We start from the raw sequence: 20,092 nt of genomic DNA on the forward strand, positions 1-20,092 counted from the left end.
CCTGCCCGGCTGATTCAGAAGGCGTCGTTGTGACCGCCGGCTCTATAACTTTCGCGGAACGCCCTGTATCGACATCACGAACTTCGTAATACCACCATTTCATCGAAGAAACGCCATAAAGCCCATAGGTACGGCCACCGACCAAATCCACGGTCATTTCAATTGGACGTGAATATCCGGTTCCAATAGCGTACTTAACGGAAAGTTTATGCCTTCCTGCGCCTAGTCGATACTCGGTTTGGCGGGCTAGCCAATATAGCGACGTATCGTCATCGATTTTGTCTATCGACAAATGCTTGTCGAACTGCCGAATTGTCGCGACCTCGTCCCAGGGTTTTCCTTCTGCGCTTTTATGTTCGTAATGAATGCACCCGGTCAGCGTGAAGCAAAACAAAATTACTGCAATAAAGCGTAGAACAATATCGTGACGCATCAATGGCCCTCCTAGGCTCAGATCAAAGGTACGGATTGTTGTACCTTCCCCATCCTAACTCGTGGCAAAAACAGGAAAATGGAGATCCACTCGCAAACTAAACCACTACAACATCACCAGAATCCAAATAAATTGAATAGGCCTCATACCCACCTTCGCTATCAGCCTCAACGACGATCGTGTCGCCAGAATGGAATGTTATCTCCAACCCCGCGCCTTCAGCCTCTTTAACCGACACGACGTCTTGCAGTAAAAAATCCAATAAAGGCGCACTCGTATACGAGTCAGAAAACTCTCGCCGCCCTAAGGTGCCGCCGACCTTATACGTTAACCCTCCCTCTATACAGAAAGAGACTTTAYAAGGAGATACACCAGGGGCCGCTYGCGGACGTGCAAAGTCCAACTTGGTGATTGCCACCCCAAAACTAACCATTTCCAAGTAGCATTCGGCCAATAGAAAAAAATCAAAATCATCTGGCAATGCGTACATACGTCACCTATATCAAATCTAAAATTCAACGACGAACCGGCGGTAAAGTGTCGGGGGGAAGAGGAACATGTGTGTCGCCCTGACCTTTCCCAGGTTTTCCTGTCGCGGGATTCATTGGTTGTTTGGTATCCATTTTCATATCCGGGCACAGGTGATGAACCTGGGGGCATTACTCGAATGTGCTCCCCTTTAGCAGGGTCGGTTCCGGGTGGAAAATATATTTYCCCTCCGTTTTTCCCCGGCCGACTGACCCATCCAGATGGAATTACAGGCCCTTGCGGAGGATTAGATATCTGCTCAGGAAAGGGGACAGATCTATTTATAAACCAAGAAAAGCAATGAGCCTGATCCTCTGCGCCTCACAAAATAAATCTGTCCCCTTTTCACAGTCCCCTTTTCACACTCGCTGTCTACGCTTCGCAGCGCCGGTTACCCGAACACCACGCAAGACTCGCTTCCGGTGGATGGCTAGTCCTTGCCGGGCGGGGTTAGTACCCGCTGGGTTTCTTACGCCATTTCGTGACGGCTTGCGCCGTCAGTCGCTGGCGACCAAGCTTTGCCATAAATCTGTTCCCTTTTCAGTCTTTTGCACCATCAGTCCTTTATGCGTCCTAAGAACTCGATCATTGCTAGTGGGTCTCGCTCTACCAGCTCTTCGATCAGATCTTCCGCCGCCCAGTGAAGAATCATGTCTACCCCATCCCCATCCTTGCAGAGGATGAGATCACTTGACAAAAAAGAGTCTACAACATTGACATCTCTCTCACTGAGTGCCATCAGACCACCGTAACCATCATAAGGAATGACCCAATAAAAGCGCTCATTCTCTATCCAGTAAATCCCGAACACCTGCACGGGCTCTTCTCGCCCAATTTCTCTAACAATCATATCCACATCACTCAATAGTTCTTCCGGGCTGCAGNTCTCTATCCAGTAAATCCCGAACACCTGCACGGGCTCTTCTCGCCCAATTTCTCTAACAATCATATCCACATCACTCAATAGTTCTTCCGGGCTGCAGCGCAGGCGGCAGCTGCTGCGGCGTGGTGATTTTCATATCATATGCCTTATCGGTGACCGAGTTGTGCTGGTAATGAACGGTTATATTTTCTCCGCTAGGTAGTCGGTGGCTTACTTCCATTTTTCTCCAGCCCTCACTCCGTGGAAAATCTTTATCGCCCGCTAGTTTCGTATCACGACCAGCAGAGGGATTATCTATCACTCTATTCCACAAAGTCTGCTCATTCAAATCTCGTGGAACCGTTGACTGATAGCTCTTTGCGGTTGAATGAGTAGCATAATTTGGAAGACCAGCGGGAAACTCATTAGCCGTATTTTCCCGTCCATAGTCCTCTCTATTTACTTTAGACCTTTCAGTAACAACGCTTGGGCTATATGGATCATCCACCGCCGTTGGTTTACCGCCACTGAACCCACTCGTGCCTCCATCTTTTGCACCATCACGCCCTACAACCCCAACCTTAACCCCGGTTGTACCACCCTTACCCCCAGCCGTCGACGAGAACAAATCCCGATCCGGATTCAACGCATCCAACGCATCCAACGCATCCAACGCAAGCTCCGCCAAAAACGCCTCACCATCGCCACTTTCGACGCGGGACTTCTCCACGATGCTGGTGTTGATAGCCTGCGAATTACTCTGATTAGACAACCAGAGTGATATCGAACGTGCAAAACTGTCTTTATCCCCGGATACCCTGACGTCCTGCAACAACTGTTCATTAGCAGGAATCTCATCCACCAGTTGCTTTGTAACTTGCGCACAACTCGCCGGATTCCGCTGACAGTACTGGCCGAACTCGCTGTTCCGAGTCGCATCTAGGTTGTTGTAATAGTCCCTGACGGATTGGCAATCCGCCGGGGAGGCGCACGTATTGAGCTTCTGTTCTCTTTCGACCAGTTCGGCATGGAACAGATAGNTTTGTAACTTGCGCACAACTCGCCGATTCCGCTGACAGTACTGGCCGAACTCGCTGTTCCGAGTCGCATCTAGGTTGTTGTAATAGTCCCTGACGGATTGGCAATCCGCCGGGGAGGCGCACGTATTGAGCTTCTGTTCTCTTTCGACCAGTTCGGCATGGAACAGATAGTTGAATTCCGTCGCTTTCTTGGCGATCGTCGAACCTGTATTCAGGTCGCCATCGACCGCAGCCGCTGCCAGAAGCCCCGTCAGTTGCGACAGCATCAGTTGCAGATYTTTGTTTTCACCCGCCACCTTGGCCATGCCGGGAATCAGCGCTTCATTCAAACCGGCGGCAACCGCACCGGTCTTGAAGTCGCTGCCCGTCAGCTCAGCCAGCAGGCCACCCATGATCGCGTGGGCAACAATTTTCTGTGGGCCGCCATCGGGGAACTTGATGGTATCGCCCACCCAGTTGAAGCCGGTCGCCATCGCCACATTGCCGGCCTCTCCCAGCAGGGCAGCATTGAAATTGCTGCCAAAGCTGCCACCACCGATCGCGGTGGAGATACCGCTGGAGATCACTGCTTGCCCGGTTGTGCGGATTGCAGTGTCAGTCGCGGTGTTCCAACGGAAGATATCCTTGGAGGAGCGTGGGCAACAATTTTCTGTGGGCCGCCATCGGGGAACTTGATGGTATCGCCCACCCAGTTGAAGCCGGTCGCCATCGCCACATTGCCGGCCTCTCCCAACAGGGCAGCATTGAAATTGCTGCCAAAGCTGCCACCACCGATCGCGGTGGAGATACCGCTGGAGATCACTGCTTGCCCGGTTGTGCGGATTGCAGTGTCAGTCGCGGTGTTCCAACGGAAGATATCCTTGGAGGAGTTACTCGCGCTCGATGCCGAACCTGCCGACCCCGCCGAACCCGTCGAAGGCTCGACGCCTTGAGTGGTCGTGCTGGAGCTGTCGGTACTACTAAACCATTCTTGGTCCGCGTATGCGGATGCATAGGCAGTAAAACCGGCAATCGCCGCACTCTTCAAACTATCGGCGCTGACTGTTTCCTTCAGCGCAAGTCCCAGGTTGCCTTTGTTCTCAATGGTGCTGGTGACCGCCGTGGTGCTCAGGCTGGTGGCGACCGCAAGATTGGTACCCGACAGTCCGAAACCTGCCGGCCCCATGATGAAAGACATCAAAATCGCGATGGCGATCTTGGCCCCAGCTCCCAGACCAGAATTGTCATACTCGAAGCTGTCGTGGATTTCCTTCACCTGGCGCCAGTCAATGTCGCCACGCGCCTGGGCCTCTTTCATCCAGGCCAGGTCCGGTTCAGCCTTCACCATTGCATCGATGGTTTGGCTGACGCTCTGCTGATCCACTTGTTTGACATCGATGCGCAGCCCATCGACGGCCTTGATCACCAACTTTCCTTGGGCAACCAGAGCGCTCTGGCGCAAGGTTTCGTCGGTTCGCCCCTCGCCTTTCATCTTGTACCAGGCCAGGTCGCTTTTACTCTTGGTATGGCTCTCGTCGTGGAAGTCCTTGACCCCTTCGAAGGTGATGCGCCCGCCGCTGTCGATGATCAGGTCGTTGCCGCTTTGCAGCTTCGCTACTTGATAGGTCTGATCGCCACCGCTGACCAACATCAGGTCGCCCCCAGTGTTGATCTCGCTTCCGATATGGGTGAGTTGCGTCACCTCATCGCGCCGTGCGGCTTTACTGCCCCAGCTGCCCTTTTTCTTCATGTCATACAGCGAGTAATCACGATTCTGCTCAGCCAGCAGACTCAGCTGCTTACCCGCCACCAGGTAGGCCTCATTACCCGCCGCAATCTTGCTCGCGACCATCAACAGATCATTGCGCGCAGCAACCCTTACATCCCCCCCGGCATCGAGGGTGCTCGCCTGCTGCGAGACATGGTCTTCTTCCTTGTTGATCTTCTTGCCGCTGCGCTTGTAGCGGTATTCGCTGGAATCCTCGTTCGCTGCCGCGATCAGGGCGACATCGTTGCCGCTCAGGTTGATGTCGCCCTTGGCTTGCAGATGGCTGGCGACGATGGTCAGGTTGTTGCCGGCGGTGACGTTCAGGTCGCCGCCCGCCTTGACTTCACTGGCGTGCTGAACGGTCTGGCTCTGTTCCCAGAAGTGGCGTTTGTCCTGACGCATCGAGCCGCTTTCTTCGCGAGCCGCGGAGATGACAACGTCTTTGCCCGCACTCAAGTCCGCGTTGTTGCCCGCAGTGATCGCGCCGCCTACGTTGAGCAGATCGCCCGCTGCACGCATGGTGAGGTTGTTACCGGCCTCGATGCGCGCGGCGTTGTCGACAACGGAGGTTTTCGAACTGAAGCCCTTGCCGCTGTTCTCGAGGGTGGTGATGGTCCGGTCGTTGCGGATGTCGCCGGTCAAGGTCGACAGCTCGACGTCCTTGCCTTTGAGGATGCCGCCTTGCATGTTGACCAGGTCTTTGCCCGCGACCAACTTGAGCCGCTCGCCAGCCTCGGCCAGGCGCGTGTTGATCAGGTTGTTCCCGGCTGCCGCCGAGAGGTTCTCGCTGGCACGCAGCGTCCCGGCGTTCTTCAGGTCGGTGCCCGCAATCAGGGTGAGGTTCTTGCCCTGGATCAACGCGCCATCGGCCATCAGCCGGTTGTTGGCCTGTGCCAGGTAAAGCACCGGCACCAGGACATGTTGGCCGCTGACGACCTGGTCTTCCATCCAGACGATGTCGTGGGTCAGCGCGGCGACTTGTTGCGAAGTCAGGGTTACGCCAACGGCCAGGTTCAGTTGTTCCTTACTGGCGATGGCATTGTTCATCAGGTACTTGAACATGCCTTCGTCGCTGGTCTGTCCGGCAATGAAACGCTGCCCAGTGCGAGCCAGCACCGCCTGTTGGATCAGGCGTTGTTCGTACAAACCATCGCCCAGGCGCTTCCAGCTGGTATCGGGGTCATAACCCAGGTTATCCAGCAAGTAGTCCGAGCTCATGAACTTCCTGAGGTCGGTCAGCGCGGGGTTGGTTTCAATCAGGTATTTGGGGCCGGTGATGACCCGGCTGGCGTCCGAGCCCTGGACAGTGGCCCGGCTCTGGTCGTGGCTGTCTTGCGCTGCGGCCGCGCTGTCGACGACACGGAACAAACCATTCTCGCCAGTCGGCAAGGTGAACCCGGGCATGGTGGTCGGGTTGACTTGTTGTTGGGCCAGATCAGGCGGCAACTGCGGGTTGAGCACCACGACCGCTGGCTGTGCGGCGCTGGCCACATCGGTGGCCGCTGACTTGGTTGCACCCGCCAGCGGTGCCTGGAACTGCACGATACTGCTGTTCTCCAGGCGCTGCGTAGCCTGGATGCTGATATTGCCGCCCGATTGAACAACCGACGGTGCCAGCGACTCTCCTGGCGTCACGATCGTGATGTCGCCCACCTGACGGAAGTTGTTGAGCGCATCGACGGGCAGTTGTTTCGGGTTGGCCTGGGCGTTGTAGGGAACGATGACCCTGCCGCGAAAACGCTCGTCGGTGCCATCGGTGACCCGGCCGGTGTTCCAGGTCCGCGTCCTGACGCTGGTGCCAGAAGCAGCGCCAACGTTGGCGAAGTTGTCTGCGGTGATCAGCAGGTCGGAAGCCGAGGCCATTACACTGTATTGGTTGGTCACCGCAGAGCCATCAACGGTCAGCTTCGCCCCACTCATCAACGTGGCACTGGCTGAGTCTTCAAGCACTGCGCTTTGGTAGGTCTCCCGGGCTATATAGTCGACGTTGTGGTGATCACCGCTACAGTCATAGCATTTGACACTGATGGAGCCCGACACCAGCTCATCGGTGGTGGAAAAGACGTCCTTGCGATTGATCAGGGTGTCGCTGCGCAGCGACATGTCCTTTGCCGATTCAAGGGTGCCGGAGATGTTCTCCAGCAGCGTGCTGCGAGCGACGCCATCTCGCGCCGCGACATTCAGTGCCCCCAGGCTGTAGACGTCCGCACGATAGTTGGTGAAGCGATTGAAACGCAGGGCCATGTCCGCGCCGCTGAAGATCAGGCCGCGATCGTTACGGGCCTCGTTGGCAAGCAGTTCGACGGTGTCGGCGCCACCCAGCGTGCCCGTATTGACCAAGCTCGTGGCGGCCAGGGAGAACTTGCCCCCGCCAGTGATCCGGCCGGCATTATTCAGCGCACCGAGACTGCTGATGGTGGTCATGCCACCGCCAGCCAGGCGCGAGCCGCTGGAGATATCTAGGCTGGCGGCGCTCAGATCGAATTGATCGACACTGCTGAGGCTGCTGTTTTCGGTGCCGACATAAGCGCCGGTAAGCTTCAGATCCAGATCAACGTCGCTGCTGATGATGCCCGCGTTGTTCCAGGTGCCGCCCGTAGCCAACAGGCTTTGCACCGCGACCAACTTGCCGCTGCGGGTCTGATTGAGCTGGCCCACCTTCAGGTTCAGGGCATTGGCTTGGATATCCGAGCTGTTGTCCCAACGCGCAGCGTCGACGGTCAGGGTGCCTGAGGTCATCAGGCTGCCGCCGATGTTGCTGAACCTGGCGAGGTCCACACCCAAAGTGCCGGTGCCCACATGACGAACATTGCCGCCAGCATTCTTGAAGCCTGCCATCTGCAGGGACAGGTCCTGGGTGGCTGCTTCAATGACGCCGCCCTGGTTGTCCAGCAATTGATCAACCGTTAGCGTCGCGGTCCCCAGCTTGCCCACCGAGCGCAACTTGCCGCCCTGGTTATCAACTGACTCAGCACGGATCAGCAGGCCATTGGAGCCTTCCACCAGACCGCGCAGGTTGTTCAGTGCCCCGGTCAGACCGAAATCAACGGCGTTTGCCGCTGCGCGTCCGTCGCTGTTGTCCAAATCCTGCGCGCGTACTGTCAGTGTCTGTTTGGCGAGCACTGCACCGTCGCGGTTTTCGAGCGTGGCCGTGGAGAGCACAACGGCCCCGGACAAGGCCGAGACCTGCCCACCATTGTTGCGCAGCGTCTGTTTCGCATCGAGGTCGACGGATTGCGCCTGGATCAACCCAGCTGCGTCGACCGAGGTGAGCGACTCGCCGTTATCCAACACCGTGTCCAGCGTGGCTTTCAGCCAACCGCCGACACTGGCAAGGACACCGCCACGGTTATCGAGACTGCTCGCCTCGATGTCCACGTTCCCAGCCTGGGTGATGACGCTGCCATCCTGATTGAGAAAATCCCCAGTGATATCGACCTTCAGGTCACCTTGGCTGAGCAGGCTGCCTTTGGTGTTATCGAGACCACCGCCACTGATCGTCAGCCCCTGCTCAGTGCTGATGATCGCCTCGCCGTTATTGAGCAGTTGCTGGTAAGCGGTCAGGCTCATCGCCTTGACCGAGGCGATATAACCATCGTCGCTGTTGTTGATGTGGTCTGCGGTCAGGGTCAGTTTCCCTTGGCTGACCAACTTGCCGTCCTTCTGGTTGAAGCTTTTCAGCGTGGCAACGAGATCACCCTGGCTGGTGATTTGTCCTGCGCTATTTTCAACGCTACCGCCCCCAAGGGTCAGAGCGGCATCGGAGGCAATCTTGCCACCGCTGTTATCCAGGGTTTTCGCTTCGAGCTTCAGGAGGTCGTTGCTGCTGATGACGCCTGCGCTGTTCTTCAGCGTCCCGACGACCAGGGTCTGCTCACCGTTGCTGGCGATGATCCCTTTATCACGGTTATCCAACGCCCCAGTGGCCGATGCTTGAACTTTGCCTTGGCTAACCAGCGTGCCGGCGCGGTTGTCGATGTCCTTACTGTTCAGCGTCAGGCTCTTGCCGGCGGAAAAAGTGCCGCCGCGATTGTCGAGGGTCTGCGTGGTCGTGGCTTTCAAGTCGCGACTGGCGATCACGTTCTGCCCGCGGTTGTCGATATTCGCCGCGGTCAGCACGACATCGCCAACCTGGTTGCGGGTATTGTCGATGTTGACGCCCGCTTCGATGATGCCGAGATTGTTGAGTTGGCCGTTGGTAGTCAGCGTGACATTGTCGCGCGCGGCGATGGCGTGCTGGTTGCCGAGGGTGCCCTGGGTCGTCGCTTGGACATGGCTGCCGGCATAGATCGTACCTCGGGCTTCCAGGCTTTGAGCCTTGATATCGACGGCGCCTGCCGCCGTGGTTTGCGCCAAACTCAAATGCCCATTGGCATCCAGCTGAATATCCCCACCACTGGCAACCATCTTGCCGTCCAGCTTCACGCCAACCCCGGCCTCGGTACCCACCAGCTTGATCGCGCCGGCGTACATACCACCCAGCGCCGAAGAGTCGATCGCCAGTTCAGGTTTCACACTGCCGTCATCGGCCCGGGCAGTGGCGTTCAGGGTATTGGCATTAACGTCATTACGCCCAGCCACGATGGTCAGGTTCTTGGCCTGGATCTCGGCGTTGATCTTGGCGCTGCGGGTGATGATTTCGAAGCGGTCGACGTTGTTCGCGTTCAGACCCGCGCCTTCAATGGCGACGCTGCCCTGGTCCACCTGATAGCGACCCACCTGGCCGTTTTCGATGATCGGCTTGCCCNCGTTGTTCGCGTTCAGACCCGCGCCTTCAATGGCGACGCTGCCCTGGTCCACCTGATAGCGACCCACCTGGCCGTTTTCGATGATCGGCTTGCCCGTGGTCAGGGTCGCCTTCGGGGTATTGATAAACCCGCAGCCATTGCAGGTGATGCCATAGGGGTTGGCGACGATCACATGGGCCGACTGCCCCGCCACTTCGGTGTAGCCGCGCAACTGGCTGGGGTTGCCGCCGTTGACTTCGTTGAGGATGACTTTCGCGGCCGTGCCCTGGAGGTTCGGGTTGCCGAGGATAATCCCGCCCAGTTGCGTGGCCTGGGCCGTGTTGGTGGCGTTGTTGAGGATCACGCCGNACTTTCGCGGCCGTGCCCTGGAGGTTCGGGTTGCCGAGGATAATCCCGCCCAGTTGCGTGGCCTGGGCCGTGTTGGTGGCGTTGTTGAGGATCACGCCGTTGCTGCCGACGTTGTAGTCCTTGAACTGGTTGTGAGACAGCCCGCTGCCGTTGGGCTTGGCGATGTTGACCACCGGCACGCCATTGCCGGCCTGGCCGAGGCTGGTGCCCGGGGCGCTGACCACGATGCCGTCCGCCTGGGCCCACATTGGCTGCCAGAACATGACGTTTGCCAGCAGGAACGCCAGGCCGCGCTTGGGCATGCCCCAGAAGGCGTCGCGGGTTTGCAGGGCAGCAGAAGGCTGGCGGGCCAGGAAGGCGTATTGGCGGTCGTCCATGATCAGGTCTCGTTGCAGCAAAAATTAGATGGATACATCCACGCGGAAGTAGATCGGCGCTTCGCGCTCGGTCAGGGCATCCGGACGTTCCAGGGAGTGAGCGAAGGTGACGCTGGCGCTCAGGTGCTCACCGCGGGCGAACAACTCCAGCGAGTTGCTCGACATGCGCCCGTGCTGATCGCCGTTGTAGCGATTACCGCTGATCACGCCCTGGTCATAACCGAGGCTGGTGCCGTATTCGGCGAAGACCGGGCGCAGCCATTCCAGGGTCACCGGGCGGCTCCAACGCAAGTCGTTGCGCCAGTAGCCGCCGCTGTCGCCGGACAATGTCTGGTCCTTGTAGCCACGAATCGACGACAGGCCGCCCAGGCTCATGCGCTGCGGGCTGAACAGCACGTCTTCGCTACGCTGGCCGGTCATCAGGCTGCTGAAGCTGAACGACTCGCCGCCCAGCATGAAGGGCTGCAAATAGCTGAGGGTCGCGGTGTATTTGCGATAGCGTGCATCCGGCAGCCCAGGGCCCGGCTCATGATCGCCCTGGGCATCGAGGGCACCGATACCTTGTTGCAGGCCCAGGTCGAGGTTGACGAAGGCATTGCCCACTCGCCGGCCATGGTTGATGCCGAACTGCGCCTCGCTGATGCGATTGCTGCTCTCGGCGAGCTTGCTGTCTTCGATGAAGTTGTTGCTGCGCAGGTACGAAAGGCCCGTGTTGAGCGAGGTCTTGCTCACTGCGTCGCGATGGACCACACGCTCCAGGCGCACCTGATGGTTCTGGCTGTCGCCGCTCTGCTTGAAATTGAAACCGTTGGCCTGACCCAGCGCGCGGTACTCGCTCTGGCTGTAGGTGTAGCTCAGGTTCCACCAGCCAAACGGCAGGTTGTAATAGAGCATGCCGTTGCGCGAGGTTTTCTGGTGATCGCTGACGGCATCGTGGCCGCCGCGCAAGGCCAGTTGGTCAGCCAGGCCCAGGGGACTGTCCCAGTCCAGGGAGGCGCCCCATTGCTGCTCGCCCGTGCTTTTCTGCCCATCGTTATGCCGTGACAGGCCGGCGCGCCAAGGTTTTTGTGGGGTGTTATTGACCCGCACTTCACTGCCGCCGATGTTTTGCCCCGGGGTCAGTTCCATTTGTGCACGGTTGGACGGCAACCGGTTCAGTTGATCGACCATCTGCTCCATCTCACGCAGGTTGAGCAGTTCGCCGGTCTTGCCGGGAAACGCCATCGCCAACTCGCGATCCGACAGCTTGCTGTTCTCGGCACCTTTCAAGCCTTCCAGGCGACCCTCGACCACCAGCACTTGCAGGTGACCGCTGGACAGGTCCTGTTGCGGCAAATAGGCGCGACTGGTGACCAGGCCTTTGTCGAGATAATGGTCGGTAATGACTTTGAGCAGCTCGTTCAGCTGCGGCACGCCCAGGCATTGGCCGATGTAAGGCTTGAGCAGGCGTTCGCGCTCCGCATCGGACAAAGCGTCGGCGCCCTTGAGCTCGATGGTCTTGATCGGGAAGCAACGGGTATCGGCAGGTGCGGTGGGCTGGGCCGGCTTCGCCTCCTTGCCGGGCAGGTCCTTGAGTTCTTCAAGGCGTCGGCGCTGCTCTTCGAGCAGCCGGTCCTGACGTTCACGGATCAGGTCCGTGTCGCCGGGAGTTGGCGCGGCGACGGCAATGTTCATCGCTAGAAAACACAGCGACGCAACAACTAGCCTCGTCCCTAAGGCAAATACGGACATGTTCGATCCCTCGATACAGAAATGACAGCAGGCATGCACAGCAATGCGCGCACACCAGACCCTGCATATCGCTTTCGGTTCAAGAGAGCGGGAATTTTCCACTCAAAAAAGAGACGCGTCTCACAGGACGCGTCGAGAAACACAACAAAAACGACGGCTCAGATTGCGCAGACGCCTACAAACACTCATCCAGGAAACTCACCACCGTTCCCATGCAAGCCATCCGCTCCTCGATATGGGGCATATGGCTGGAGTGTTCAAACAACGCCCAGCGAATGTCGGGAACATGATCCACATAGGGTTTGACCACCAATGGCGTCGCTTCATCGTATCGGCCTGAAATCAGCAGGGTCGGCACCTTGATCCGAGACAAGCGATCGGTGATGGACCAGTCCTTCATGCTGCCGATCACATGGAATTCGGTGGGGCCGTTCATGGCGTGATAAACAGTAGGATCGGCATCGATCTGGGCAAAGGTACGGGCGACGTCATCGGGCCAGGGCGTGACACGGCAGACATGACGGTCGTAGAAAACCCGAGCGGCCTCCAAATACTCGGTAGACGTCAAGGTTCCAGCCCGCTCGTGCTTGAGCAGTGTTTGCTGCACCTCAATGGGTAGAAGCTGGCGCAAGCGATTGACTTCAAGTAGCCAGGTGGACATGTCCGCCGGGGAGTTGGCGATAATCAACCCGCGCAAGCCCGCGGGCTGGAGCACCGCATGTTCGCTGGCCAACATGCCGCCCCAGGATTGCCCCAACAGTGCGTAATTGTCGCCAATGCCCAGATGAGCCAGCAGGTTCTCCAACTCATCGAGAAAGAGCGCCACGTTCCAGAACGAGGGGTCTTTTTCCGGCAGATGGGTGGAACGCCCATTGCCCAGTTGGTCGTAATGAATCACCGGATAGCCACTGTTGGCAATATCCTTGAAGGCATCGACATAATCGTGTGTACAGCCCGGGCCGCCATGCAGGATCAGCAGCGGCGTACGGCCACTGCTGAAGTCGCCAGTGAGGCGATACCAGGTTTGATACGGACCAAAAGGCGCAAAGCCTTCGTGCGTTACGGGAAAATCCATTTCGTGCCGCTCCCCAGGAATCCTGCGGCACACGATACCGGGGACTGGCCGGCGGAATAACTAGAGAAACAGATAGGTTTTTGCCCGATTTCAGCTATCGAGCAACCGATAATGCACTGCCCTGACCACGGCCTGGACCCGGTTCCTGGCGCCGAGCTTATGCATTGCAGAAGTCAGGTGGAGGGTGATGGTGGCCAAGGAACGATTCAGTTGCCTGGCGATGTCCGCCGCCGTCAAGCCTTCAGCGGCTAATCTCAAGCACTCACGCTCGCGTTTGGTCAGGCGAACCGGGCATGCGCGGGCTTCCTTGCCCAGCAGCGGAAAAGCCGCCTCTTGCAGGGCATGGGAAATCAGGCTGAAGTCGCTCAGGGTTTGCCGGACATCCTGCAGGGTGCTCCCCTTCGTATCGGCGCGCAGCCCGGTCAATGTCGCAAAGCCGCCTTTGGGCAAATGCATCGGCACCGTCACGCCGCAGGTCATGCGCGAATCCTGCAGGTAACTCACGACTGGTGCATGACTCTGGCCGATGAACGGCTGCAACACCGTGTCGGCCTCCGGTCGATAGGACCAGACAAAAGGAGAAATGGCATTGATTGCCAGATGCTGGACAGGGTCGATCTGGTAATAACCTTCTTCACACCAGAGCGAGTGCCAATCACGGGGGGTATTGCGCAACTTCAGCACAGTCGGGGTGATCAGTGCCCCATCATGATCCAGTGGCACCGGGCTGTAGTCGTACACCAAGGCGTCAAAGCCTAGCGCCTGGACCATCCCCAGGGTGTTGTCCATCTGTTCGTCCAGGCTCCTGCCAGACAAAAGACGGGTATTGAAGTCAGACAGCTTGGCCTGCATCCATTCGGCTCCCTTATTAATTTCAATCCTGAAATCGTGCAAGTAGAATGCCACGCCTGAGCGGGGGAATGCCAGATCAAACCTATAAGAATTGCTAGCTTATGGGCGCGTAGCTTCCTCGGTAAGGTTTAGCCAACGGGCGGTACCTGAGCAGGAGAGCAATGATGTGGCGTGAGATCGAGCCAGACCAGCGGTACGACGTGGAAGTCGATGGTCATCACCTGGTGGCCTATGGCTTTGGCGACGGCGACGAAGTGCTGTTGTGCCTCAATGGCGGCCCGGGATTGCCTTGCGATTATCTGCGTGACAGCCATGGCTGGCTCAAGGAAAAGGGCTTGCGGGTCATCGCTTTCGATCAGTTGGGTACCGGCGCCTCGGCCAGGCCTACTGACGAATCCCTGTGGGACATCACCCGTTATGTGGCGGAGGTAGAGACCGTCCGCCAAGCCCTTGACCTGGGCAAAGTGCACCTGCTGGGGCACTCCTGGGGTGGCTGGCTGGCGATCGAGTACGCCATTCATCACCCCCAATCGCTGAAAACCCTGATCCTGGAAAATACCGTCGGCGATATCCCTCACCTGTCCCTGGAGCTGGAGCGTCTGCGGGCTGCCCTGGGCAGCGAGACCGTCGCGATGATGCAGCGCCATGAAGCCATGGGCACCCTGGATCATCCGCAATACCAGGCGGCCATCACCCTGCTCAACTATCGCCATGTCTGCCGTCTGGACGAGTGGCCAGCACCGGTGACACGTTCCCTGGGCGACTGGAACATGGGGCCTTACCTGACCATGCAGGGCCCCAACGAGTTTCTCTATACCGGCAATCTCAAGGACTGGAATCGCATCGAGCAGATGGCCAGCTTCGAAATGCCCGTGCTGATCACCACCGGTCAACATGATGAACTGACGCCAGCCTGTGCAATGCGCATGAAAATGGCGCTCAAGGATGTACAACTGAATGTGTTCCCCAACAGCAGCCACATGCCGTTCTACGAAGAGCCCCACGCCTATTTCCCAGTCCTGCTGGATTTTCTGCTCCGCCATCGGAACTAGCCCATGAACCTGGCGCGCTACCGTTTCATACTGTCGCGCCCGCTACAGCTATTGCCGGTGCTGTTTGGCATCAGCATGATCACCTTTGTGCTCGTGCGCTCAATCCCCGGGGACCCCGCCCGGGCACTGCTGGGCTCGCGCAGCACGCCGGAGGCGCTGATCAGGATTCGTGCCCAGTACGGTCTCGACCAGCCCTTGTGGATGCAGTACTTCTACTTTCTCAAGAACCTGTTCAAAGGCGATCTCGGCCAATCGCTGCTCTACAAAGTCGATGCCTTGAAGCTGATCAGTACCCGCATTGAGCCAACCCTGTTCCTGGTGCTCGGCAGCGTACTGCTGGCGCTGCTGATTGCCGTGCCGCTGGCAACGGTGGCGGCGCGTAACAAGGGCGGCTGGCAGGATCACCTGATTCGCCTGTTCACCACGGCAGGGCTCGGTATGCCGGCGTTTTGGCTAGGCATCATGTTGATCCTGCTGCTCAGTGTGCAGTTGGGGCTATTTCCGGTCTCAGGCTATGGACGTACAGGGTGGGACAAACTGCATCACATGGTTTTGCCGTGCCTGACCATTGCCTTGGCGCTCTCCGCCGTGCTGGTGCGCAATCTGCGCGCCAGCATGCTCATGGAGCTACAAGCCGATCATGCCACCGCCGCACGGGCCCGGGGCTTGTCCGAGCGGGCGATATTTCGTCGGCATGTGCTGCCCAACTCCCTGGTACCGGCGGTCAACCTGCTGGCGGTGAACATCGGCTGGTTGATCAGCGGCACGGTGGTCATCGAAAGTCTGTTTGCCATTCCCGGCATCGGCCAATTGCTGGTACGCGGCATCTTTACCCGCGACTACATGGTGGTCCAAGGCGTGGCCATGGTGCTGGCCCTCGCCACCGTCACGGTCAATTTCCTCGCCGATGTGCTGACTGTGATGATCGATCCGCGGGTGAACATGCGATGAGCGGCCAGGCCCTCAGTCCCACCTGGCGTCTTGCGCTGCGTTTGGGCTTGCGCAACCGGCGCCTGGCCACCGTGCTGGGCCTGGCGATTCTGTTTGGCTGGCTGTTGCTCGCACTCTTCGCACCCTGGGTCGCGCCCTTCGATCCGATTGCCCAGAACACCGATATCCGTCTGCTGGGGCCGAGCCTGGCCCATCCGTTCGGCACGGACAACTTCGGCCGCGACGTTCTTTCCCGAGTGATCTGGGGCGCGCGCATCGACTTGCAGATTTCCGTGATCGGGGTGGTTTTCCCGTTCTTGATCGGCACTTGCGTCGGCGCCTTGGCCGGCTATATCGGTGGCCGGTTCGACACGATCTGCATGCGCCTGATCGATATTATTCTGGCCTTCCCCTTCCTGGTGCTGATGTTGGCAATCATGGCCATCCTCGGCCCCGGCCTGGGCAGCTTTTATATTGCGATGGCTTTGGTGGGTTGGGTGTCCTATGCACGGTTGATCCGTTCGCAGATCCTGGTGCTCAAGGAAAGCGATTTCGCCTTGGCGGCGAAAAGCCTGGGCTTCGGTCATGGACGCATTCTGTTTCGGCACCTGTTGCCCAATGCCATGTTCGGTTCGATCGTGTTTTCCATGTCCGACGCGGTGCTGGTACTGCTCAATGGGGCGGCGGTCAGCTACCTCGGCCTGGGGGTCCAGCCACCCACCGCCGAGTGGGGCACGATGGTCGCCGAGGGCCAGAGTTTTATCACCAACGCCTGGTGGATCTGCACCTTCCCGGGACTGGCGATCGTCACCCTGGCCATGGGCTTCAGTCTGCTGGCCGACGGTGTCGCCGAGCACCTCGGAGAGCGCCCATGAGCACACCGGTGTTGCGCGTCGAGGACCTCAGCGTGATCGCCGGCCACGGTAAGGGCGAAGTCACGCTGGTGGATCGTGTGTCATTTGACTTGGCCGAAGGCGAAATCCTCGGTCTGGTGGGTGAAAGCGGTTCAGGCAAGACGATGGCCTGCCGGGCCTTGATGCGCTTGCTGCCCTCTGCAAACCTGCGGGTCCAGGGCAAGGCCGTGCGCCTTGCCGGTGAGGACCTGCTGTCGCTGGATGAAGCCGACATGCGGGGCATACGGGGTCGGCGGCTGGGGATGATTTTTCAGAATCCCGGCAGTCATCTCGACCCGTTGATGCGTATCGGCGAACAGATCGGCGAAGGCATACGCCTGCATCAGGGGGCGTCCAAACGTGAAGCACGGGCGAAGGCCATTGATGTGTTACGCCAGGTGGGCATTCCCGATCCGCTAACGCGGGTCGACAGTTATCCCCATGAGTTTTCCGGTGGCATGCGCCAACGCGCCATGATCGCCGTGGCATTGGGTTGCAACCCCCAGGTGCTGATCGCCGATGAGCCAACCACCGCCCTGGATGTCACGGTACAGGCACAAATCCTGCGCCTGCTCCTGGATTTGCGCGATCAACGTGGGCTGTCGATCATCATGATCACCCACGACCTGGGGGTCGTCGCCCAGACCTGTGATTCCATCGCGGTGATGTACGCCGGTCGGCTCTGCGAGCACGGCAACAAGCTTGATCTGCTGGCTCAGCCACGACATCCCTATACGGCGGCCCTGATCGACTGCCAACCGGCTACCAGCGCCGGCCATGCCATGCTCAAGACCATCGCCGGCCAGCCTCCTCTGCTGGATGCGCTGCCCACCGGTTGCCGCTTCAATCCACGCTGCCTTCAGCAGGGCAGCCAGTGCACGCGGCTGTTGCCACAGATGCAAGTCACGACAGAGGCACACCGGGTCGCCTGCCATTACCCGCTGCCGGTGGGAGTTTCGTCATGACCCTGTTGCACGTGAAGGATCTACAGGTGCGCTTCGCCGCCCCTGGCAGTGGTCCGTTCGGAATCAACCGGCAATGGGTGAAAGCCGTCAACGGTGTATCGCTGAGCCTGGCCACCGGGGAGGTGCTTGGGTTGGTGGGTGAGTCGGGCAGCGGCAAGAGCACCCTGGGTCGGGCCATCTTGCGCCTCACCGAGGTCAGCGCCGGACAAATCCTGTTCGATGGCGTGGATATGGCTCAAGGCAAGCGGATCGACATCGAGCGACTGCGCCACGAAACCGCGATGATTTTCCAGGATCCTTATACCGCCCTCAATCCACGGATGAGCATCGGCGACACCCTGGCTGAAGTGCTGCGAGTGCGCTGTGCGATTCCTGCACCGCTGATTCGCCAGCGGGTCGATGAATTGCTGAACCTGGTCGGCCTGCGGCCGGAGCTGGCCGACCGCAAGCCCGGTTCATTGAGTGGCGGTCAATGCCAACGTGTGGGGATCGCTCGGGCACTGGCCATCGAGCCACGGTTGATCATCGCCGATGAATGCGTGGCCGCGCTGGACGTTTCCATCCAGGGACAGATCATCAACCTGCTGCTGGAACTGCGACAGCGCATGAACCTGGCGATTCTGTTCATCGCCCACGACCTGGCGATCGTTCGGCGGCTCTGTGATCGGGTCGCCGTGATGTACCTCGGCGAGATCGTCGAGCAAGGCCCCACGGAGGCCGTGTTCAGCAGTCCGCGGCATCCTTATACCGTCGCGCTGATCCAGTCCATTCCACACATCGACCCGACTCGACCGTTGCTGAGCGAACCCCTGCCTGGCGAGCCACCCAGCCCCCTGAACCTTCCATCCGGCTGCGCTTTTCACCCGCGCTGCCGGTATGCACAACCCATCTGCGCGAAAACGCCGCCCCCCATCCATGACATCAATGGACATCGTTATAGCTGTGTGCTCGGAGAGCCATTGCTCTAAAAAACATTCATCAATAGGGAGTTTGACCATGCGATCGAAACATTTGAAGTTGCTGACCGCCGCGACGCTGACCGTTTGCACACTGGCGGCCGGTGTCGCCCAGGCGGCAGGCGTGCTGACCATCGGTTGCCGTGAAGAAAGTACGACGTTCGACCCGATCAAAAGCGCGCAGAATCGTGATAACTGGGTGTTCTCCAATGTCTACGACGTATTGGTGCGCGTCGACAACACCGGTACCAAACTGGTGCCGGGGCTGGCCGAAAGCTGGCAGGTTTCCGACGATGGTCTGACTTACACCTTCAAACTACGCTCGGCCAAGTTCTCCGACGGCTCACCGATTACCGCCAGCGATGCAGCGTTCAGTCTGTTGCGCATTCGCGACAACAAAGGGTCGCTGTGGAGCGACTCCTACAAGATTATCGACAAGGCCCAAGCACCCGACCCGCAGACACTGGTGGTGACACTCACGGGCCCTTCAGTGCCCTTCCTCGCGCAGCTGGCGTTGCCCAACGTCTCCATCCTGTCGCAAAAGGCCATGGAAAAAATGGGGGAGGAAGCCTATGCCCAGGACCCCGTTGCCTCTGGTGCCTTTATCGTCAAGGAATGGCTACGCGGTGATCGCGTGGTGCTGGAGAAGAACCCCAACTTCTGGCAGGCCGACAAGGTGAGCCTGGATGGCGTGGAATGGATCTCCATCCCGGATGACAATACGCGGATGTTGAAAGTACAGGCCGGTGAACTGGATTCGGCGATCTTCGTGCCCTTCTCGCGCGTCGAAACCCTGAAGAAGGATCCCAACCTGGTCGTACACATGGATCCCTCCACCCGTGAGGATCATCTGCTGATCAACCATGAGCACGGATTGCTGGGCAAGCCTGAAGTACGCCAGGCCCTGGACCTTGCGATCAACAAAAAATCCCTGGTCGATACCGTGACGTTCGGTCATGGCCAGGTGGCTTATTCCTACATCCCTAAAGGCGCGCTTTATCACAATGCCGATAATCTGCAGCGCCCGTACGACCCGGCAAAAGCCAAGAAGATGCTGGCGGATGCAGGCGCCTCAGGCCTGAAGCTCAACTATGTGGTCAATGCGGGCAATGAAGCCGACGAGCAGATCGCCGTGCTGGTCCAGCAACAGCTCGCAGCGGTCGGCGTGACAGCCACCTTGCAGAAAGTCGACCCAACCCAGAGTTGGCAAATGCTGATCGACGGCGATTACGATCTGTCCGTGATGTACTGGACCAACGACATCCTCGACCCGGACCAGAAGACCACCTTCGTGTTGGGACACGACACCAACATGAATTACATGACCCGCTACAAGAACGACAAGGTCAAGGATCTGGTCGCGGCCGCGCGGGTAGAAGTGGACCCGACCAAGCGCAAGCAGATGTATACCGACCTTCAGGCGATCGCCAAGCAGGACGTCAACTGGATCGATCTCTACTACAGCCCGTACATCAATATTTCGCGCAAGAACATCGAGCACTTCCAACAAAACCCACTGGGACGCTTCTCTCTCGAGGAAACAGTGAAGCGCTAG

11 protein-coding genes and 5 pseudogenes are annotated in these 20,092 nt (G+C 58.7%); 6 read left to right on the forward strand and 10 right to left on the reverse strand.

All coding sequences use genetic code 11. From position 1 onward, the window contains the following. From ASC85_RS16135 to ASC85_RS16170, 10 genes and pseudogenes are all read right to left on the reverse strand, one after another. On the reverse strand, positions 1–433 hold a 433-nt coding region (locus tag ASC85_RS16135), incomplete at its 3' end, for a hypothetical protein (protein ID WP_156395648.1). Between the two features lie 97 nt (positions 434–530). Continuing rightward, positions 531–923 (reverse strand): hypothetical protein, encoded by a 393-nt coding sequence (locus ASC85_RS16140; protein WP_057450456.1) that lies wholly within the window; start codon positions 921–923, stop codon positions 531–533. A gap of 1,941 nt (positions 924–2,864) precedes the next feature. Continuing rightward, positions 2,865–3,555, reverse strand: a pseudogene (locus ASC85_RS33860) (DUF637 domain-containing protein); the annotation flags it as partial. Further along, positions 3,540–6,074 (reverse strand): annotated as a pseudogene (locus ASC85_RS33865) (hemagglutinin repeat-containing protein); the annotation flags it as partial. The pseudogenes ASC85_RS33865 and ASC85_RS33860, both read right to left, overlap by 16 nt. Before the next feature lie 1,452 nt (positions 6,075–7,526). Beyond that, positions 7,527–9,357 (reverse strand): annotated as a pseudogene (locus ASC85_RS33870) (two-partner secretion domain-containing protein); the annotation flags it as partial. A 1-nt stretch (position 9,358) separates the two neighbouring features. Then, a pseudogene (locus ASC85_RS33875) lies at positions 9,359–9,705 on the reverse strand (two-partner secretion domain-containing protein); the annotation flags it as partial. 1 nt (position 9,706) lies between these two features. Beyond that, positions 9,707–10,083 (reverse strand): annotated as a pseudogene (locus tag ASC85_RS33880) (two-partner secretion domain-containing protein); the annotation flags it as partial. A gap of 24 nt (positions 10,084–10,107) precedes the next feature. Beyond that, positions 10,108–11,814 carry a ShlB/FhaC/HecB family hemolysin secretion/activation protein gene (locus ASC85_RS16160; RefSeq protein WP_057450463.1) on the reverse strand — a complete coding sequence of 569 codons (1,707 nt, stop codon included), beginning with the start codon at positions 11,812–11,814 and terminating at the stop codon, positions 10,108–10,110. A gap of 175 nt (positions 11,815–11,989) precedes the next feature. Further along, the gene (locus ASC85_RS16165) at positions 11,990–12,889 is read right to left on the reverse strand and encodes a proline iminopeptidase-family hydrolase (RefSeq protein ID WP_057450464.1); all 900 of its coding nucleotides are present in this window, start codon (positions 12,887–12,889) and stop codon (positions 11,990–11,992) included. Between the two features lie 90 nt (positions 12,890–12,979). Continuing rightward, positions 12,980–13,741 carry a LuxR family transcriptional regulator gene (locus ASC85_RS16170; protein WP_057450465.1) on the reverse strand — a complete coding sequence of 254 codons (762 nt, stop codon included), beginning with the start codon at positions 13,739–13,741 and terminating at the stop codon, positions 12,980–12,982. A 164-nt stretch (positions 13,742–13,905) separates the two neighbouring features. Between ASC85_RS16170 and ASC85_RS16175 the strand changes: the two genes are divergently transcribed. The 6 genes from ASC85_RS16175 to ASC85_RS16200 are packed head-to-tail and all read left to right on the forward strand — an operon-like array spanning position 13,906 to position 20,092. Then, positions 13,906–14,793, forward strand: coding sequence for a proline iminopeptidase-family hydrolase (locus ASC85_RS16175; protein WP_057450466.1), 888 nt, complete (start codon positions 13,906–13,908; stop codon positions 14,791–14,793). Positions 14,794–14,796: 3 nt separating this feature from the next. Beyond that, positions 14,797–15,744: an ABC transporter permease gene (locus tag ASC85_RS16180; RefSeq protein ID WP_046063111.1), complete on the forward strand. Its 948-nt coding sequence runs from the start codon at positions 14,797–14,799 to the stop codon at positions 15,742–15,744. After that, positions 15,741–16,598, forward strand: coding sequence for an ABC transporter permease (locus ASC85_RS16185; RefSeq protein ID WP_003197590.1), 858 nt, complete (start codon positions 15,741–15,743; stop codon positions 16,596–16,598). Before ASC85_RS16180 ends, ASC85_RS16185 begins: the two co-directional genes overlap by 4 nt. Continuing rightward, on the forward strand, positions 16,595–17,581 hold the full coding sequence (locus ASC85_RS16190; RefSeq protein ID WP_057450467.1) for an ABC transporter ATP-binding protein: 987 nt from the start codon (positions 16,595–16,597) through the stop codon (positions 17,579–17,581). Before ASC85_RS16185 ends, ASC85_RS16190 begins: the two co-directional genes overlap by 4 nt. Beyond that, complete coding sequence (locus ASC85_RS16195) at positions 17,578–18,549, forward strand: ABC transporter ATP-binding protein (protein WP_057450468.1); 972 nt, start codon at positions 17,578–17,580, stop codon at positions 18,547–18,549. Before ASC85_RS16190 ends, ASC85_RS16195 begins: the two co-directional genes overlap by 4 nt. Before the next feature lie 28 nt (positions 18,550–18,577). Continuing rightward, the gene (locus tag ASC85_RS16200) at positions 18,578–20,092 is read left to right on the forward strand and encodes an ABC transporter substrate-binding protein (RefSeq protein WP_053118239.1); all 1,515 of its coding nucleotides are present in this window, start codon (positions 18,578–18,580) and stop codon (positions 20,090–20,092) included.

It is taken from the genome of Pseudomonas sp. Root401 (assembly GCF_001425105.1).
Taxonomy (GTDB): domain Bacteria; phylum Pseudomonadota; class Gammaproteobacteria; order Pseudomonadales; family Pseudomonadaceae; genus Aquipseudomonas; species Aquipseudomonas brassicacearum.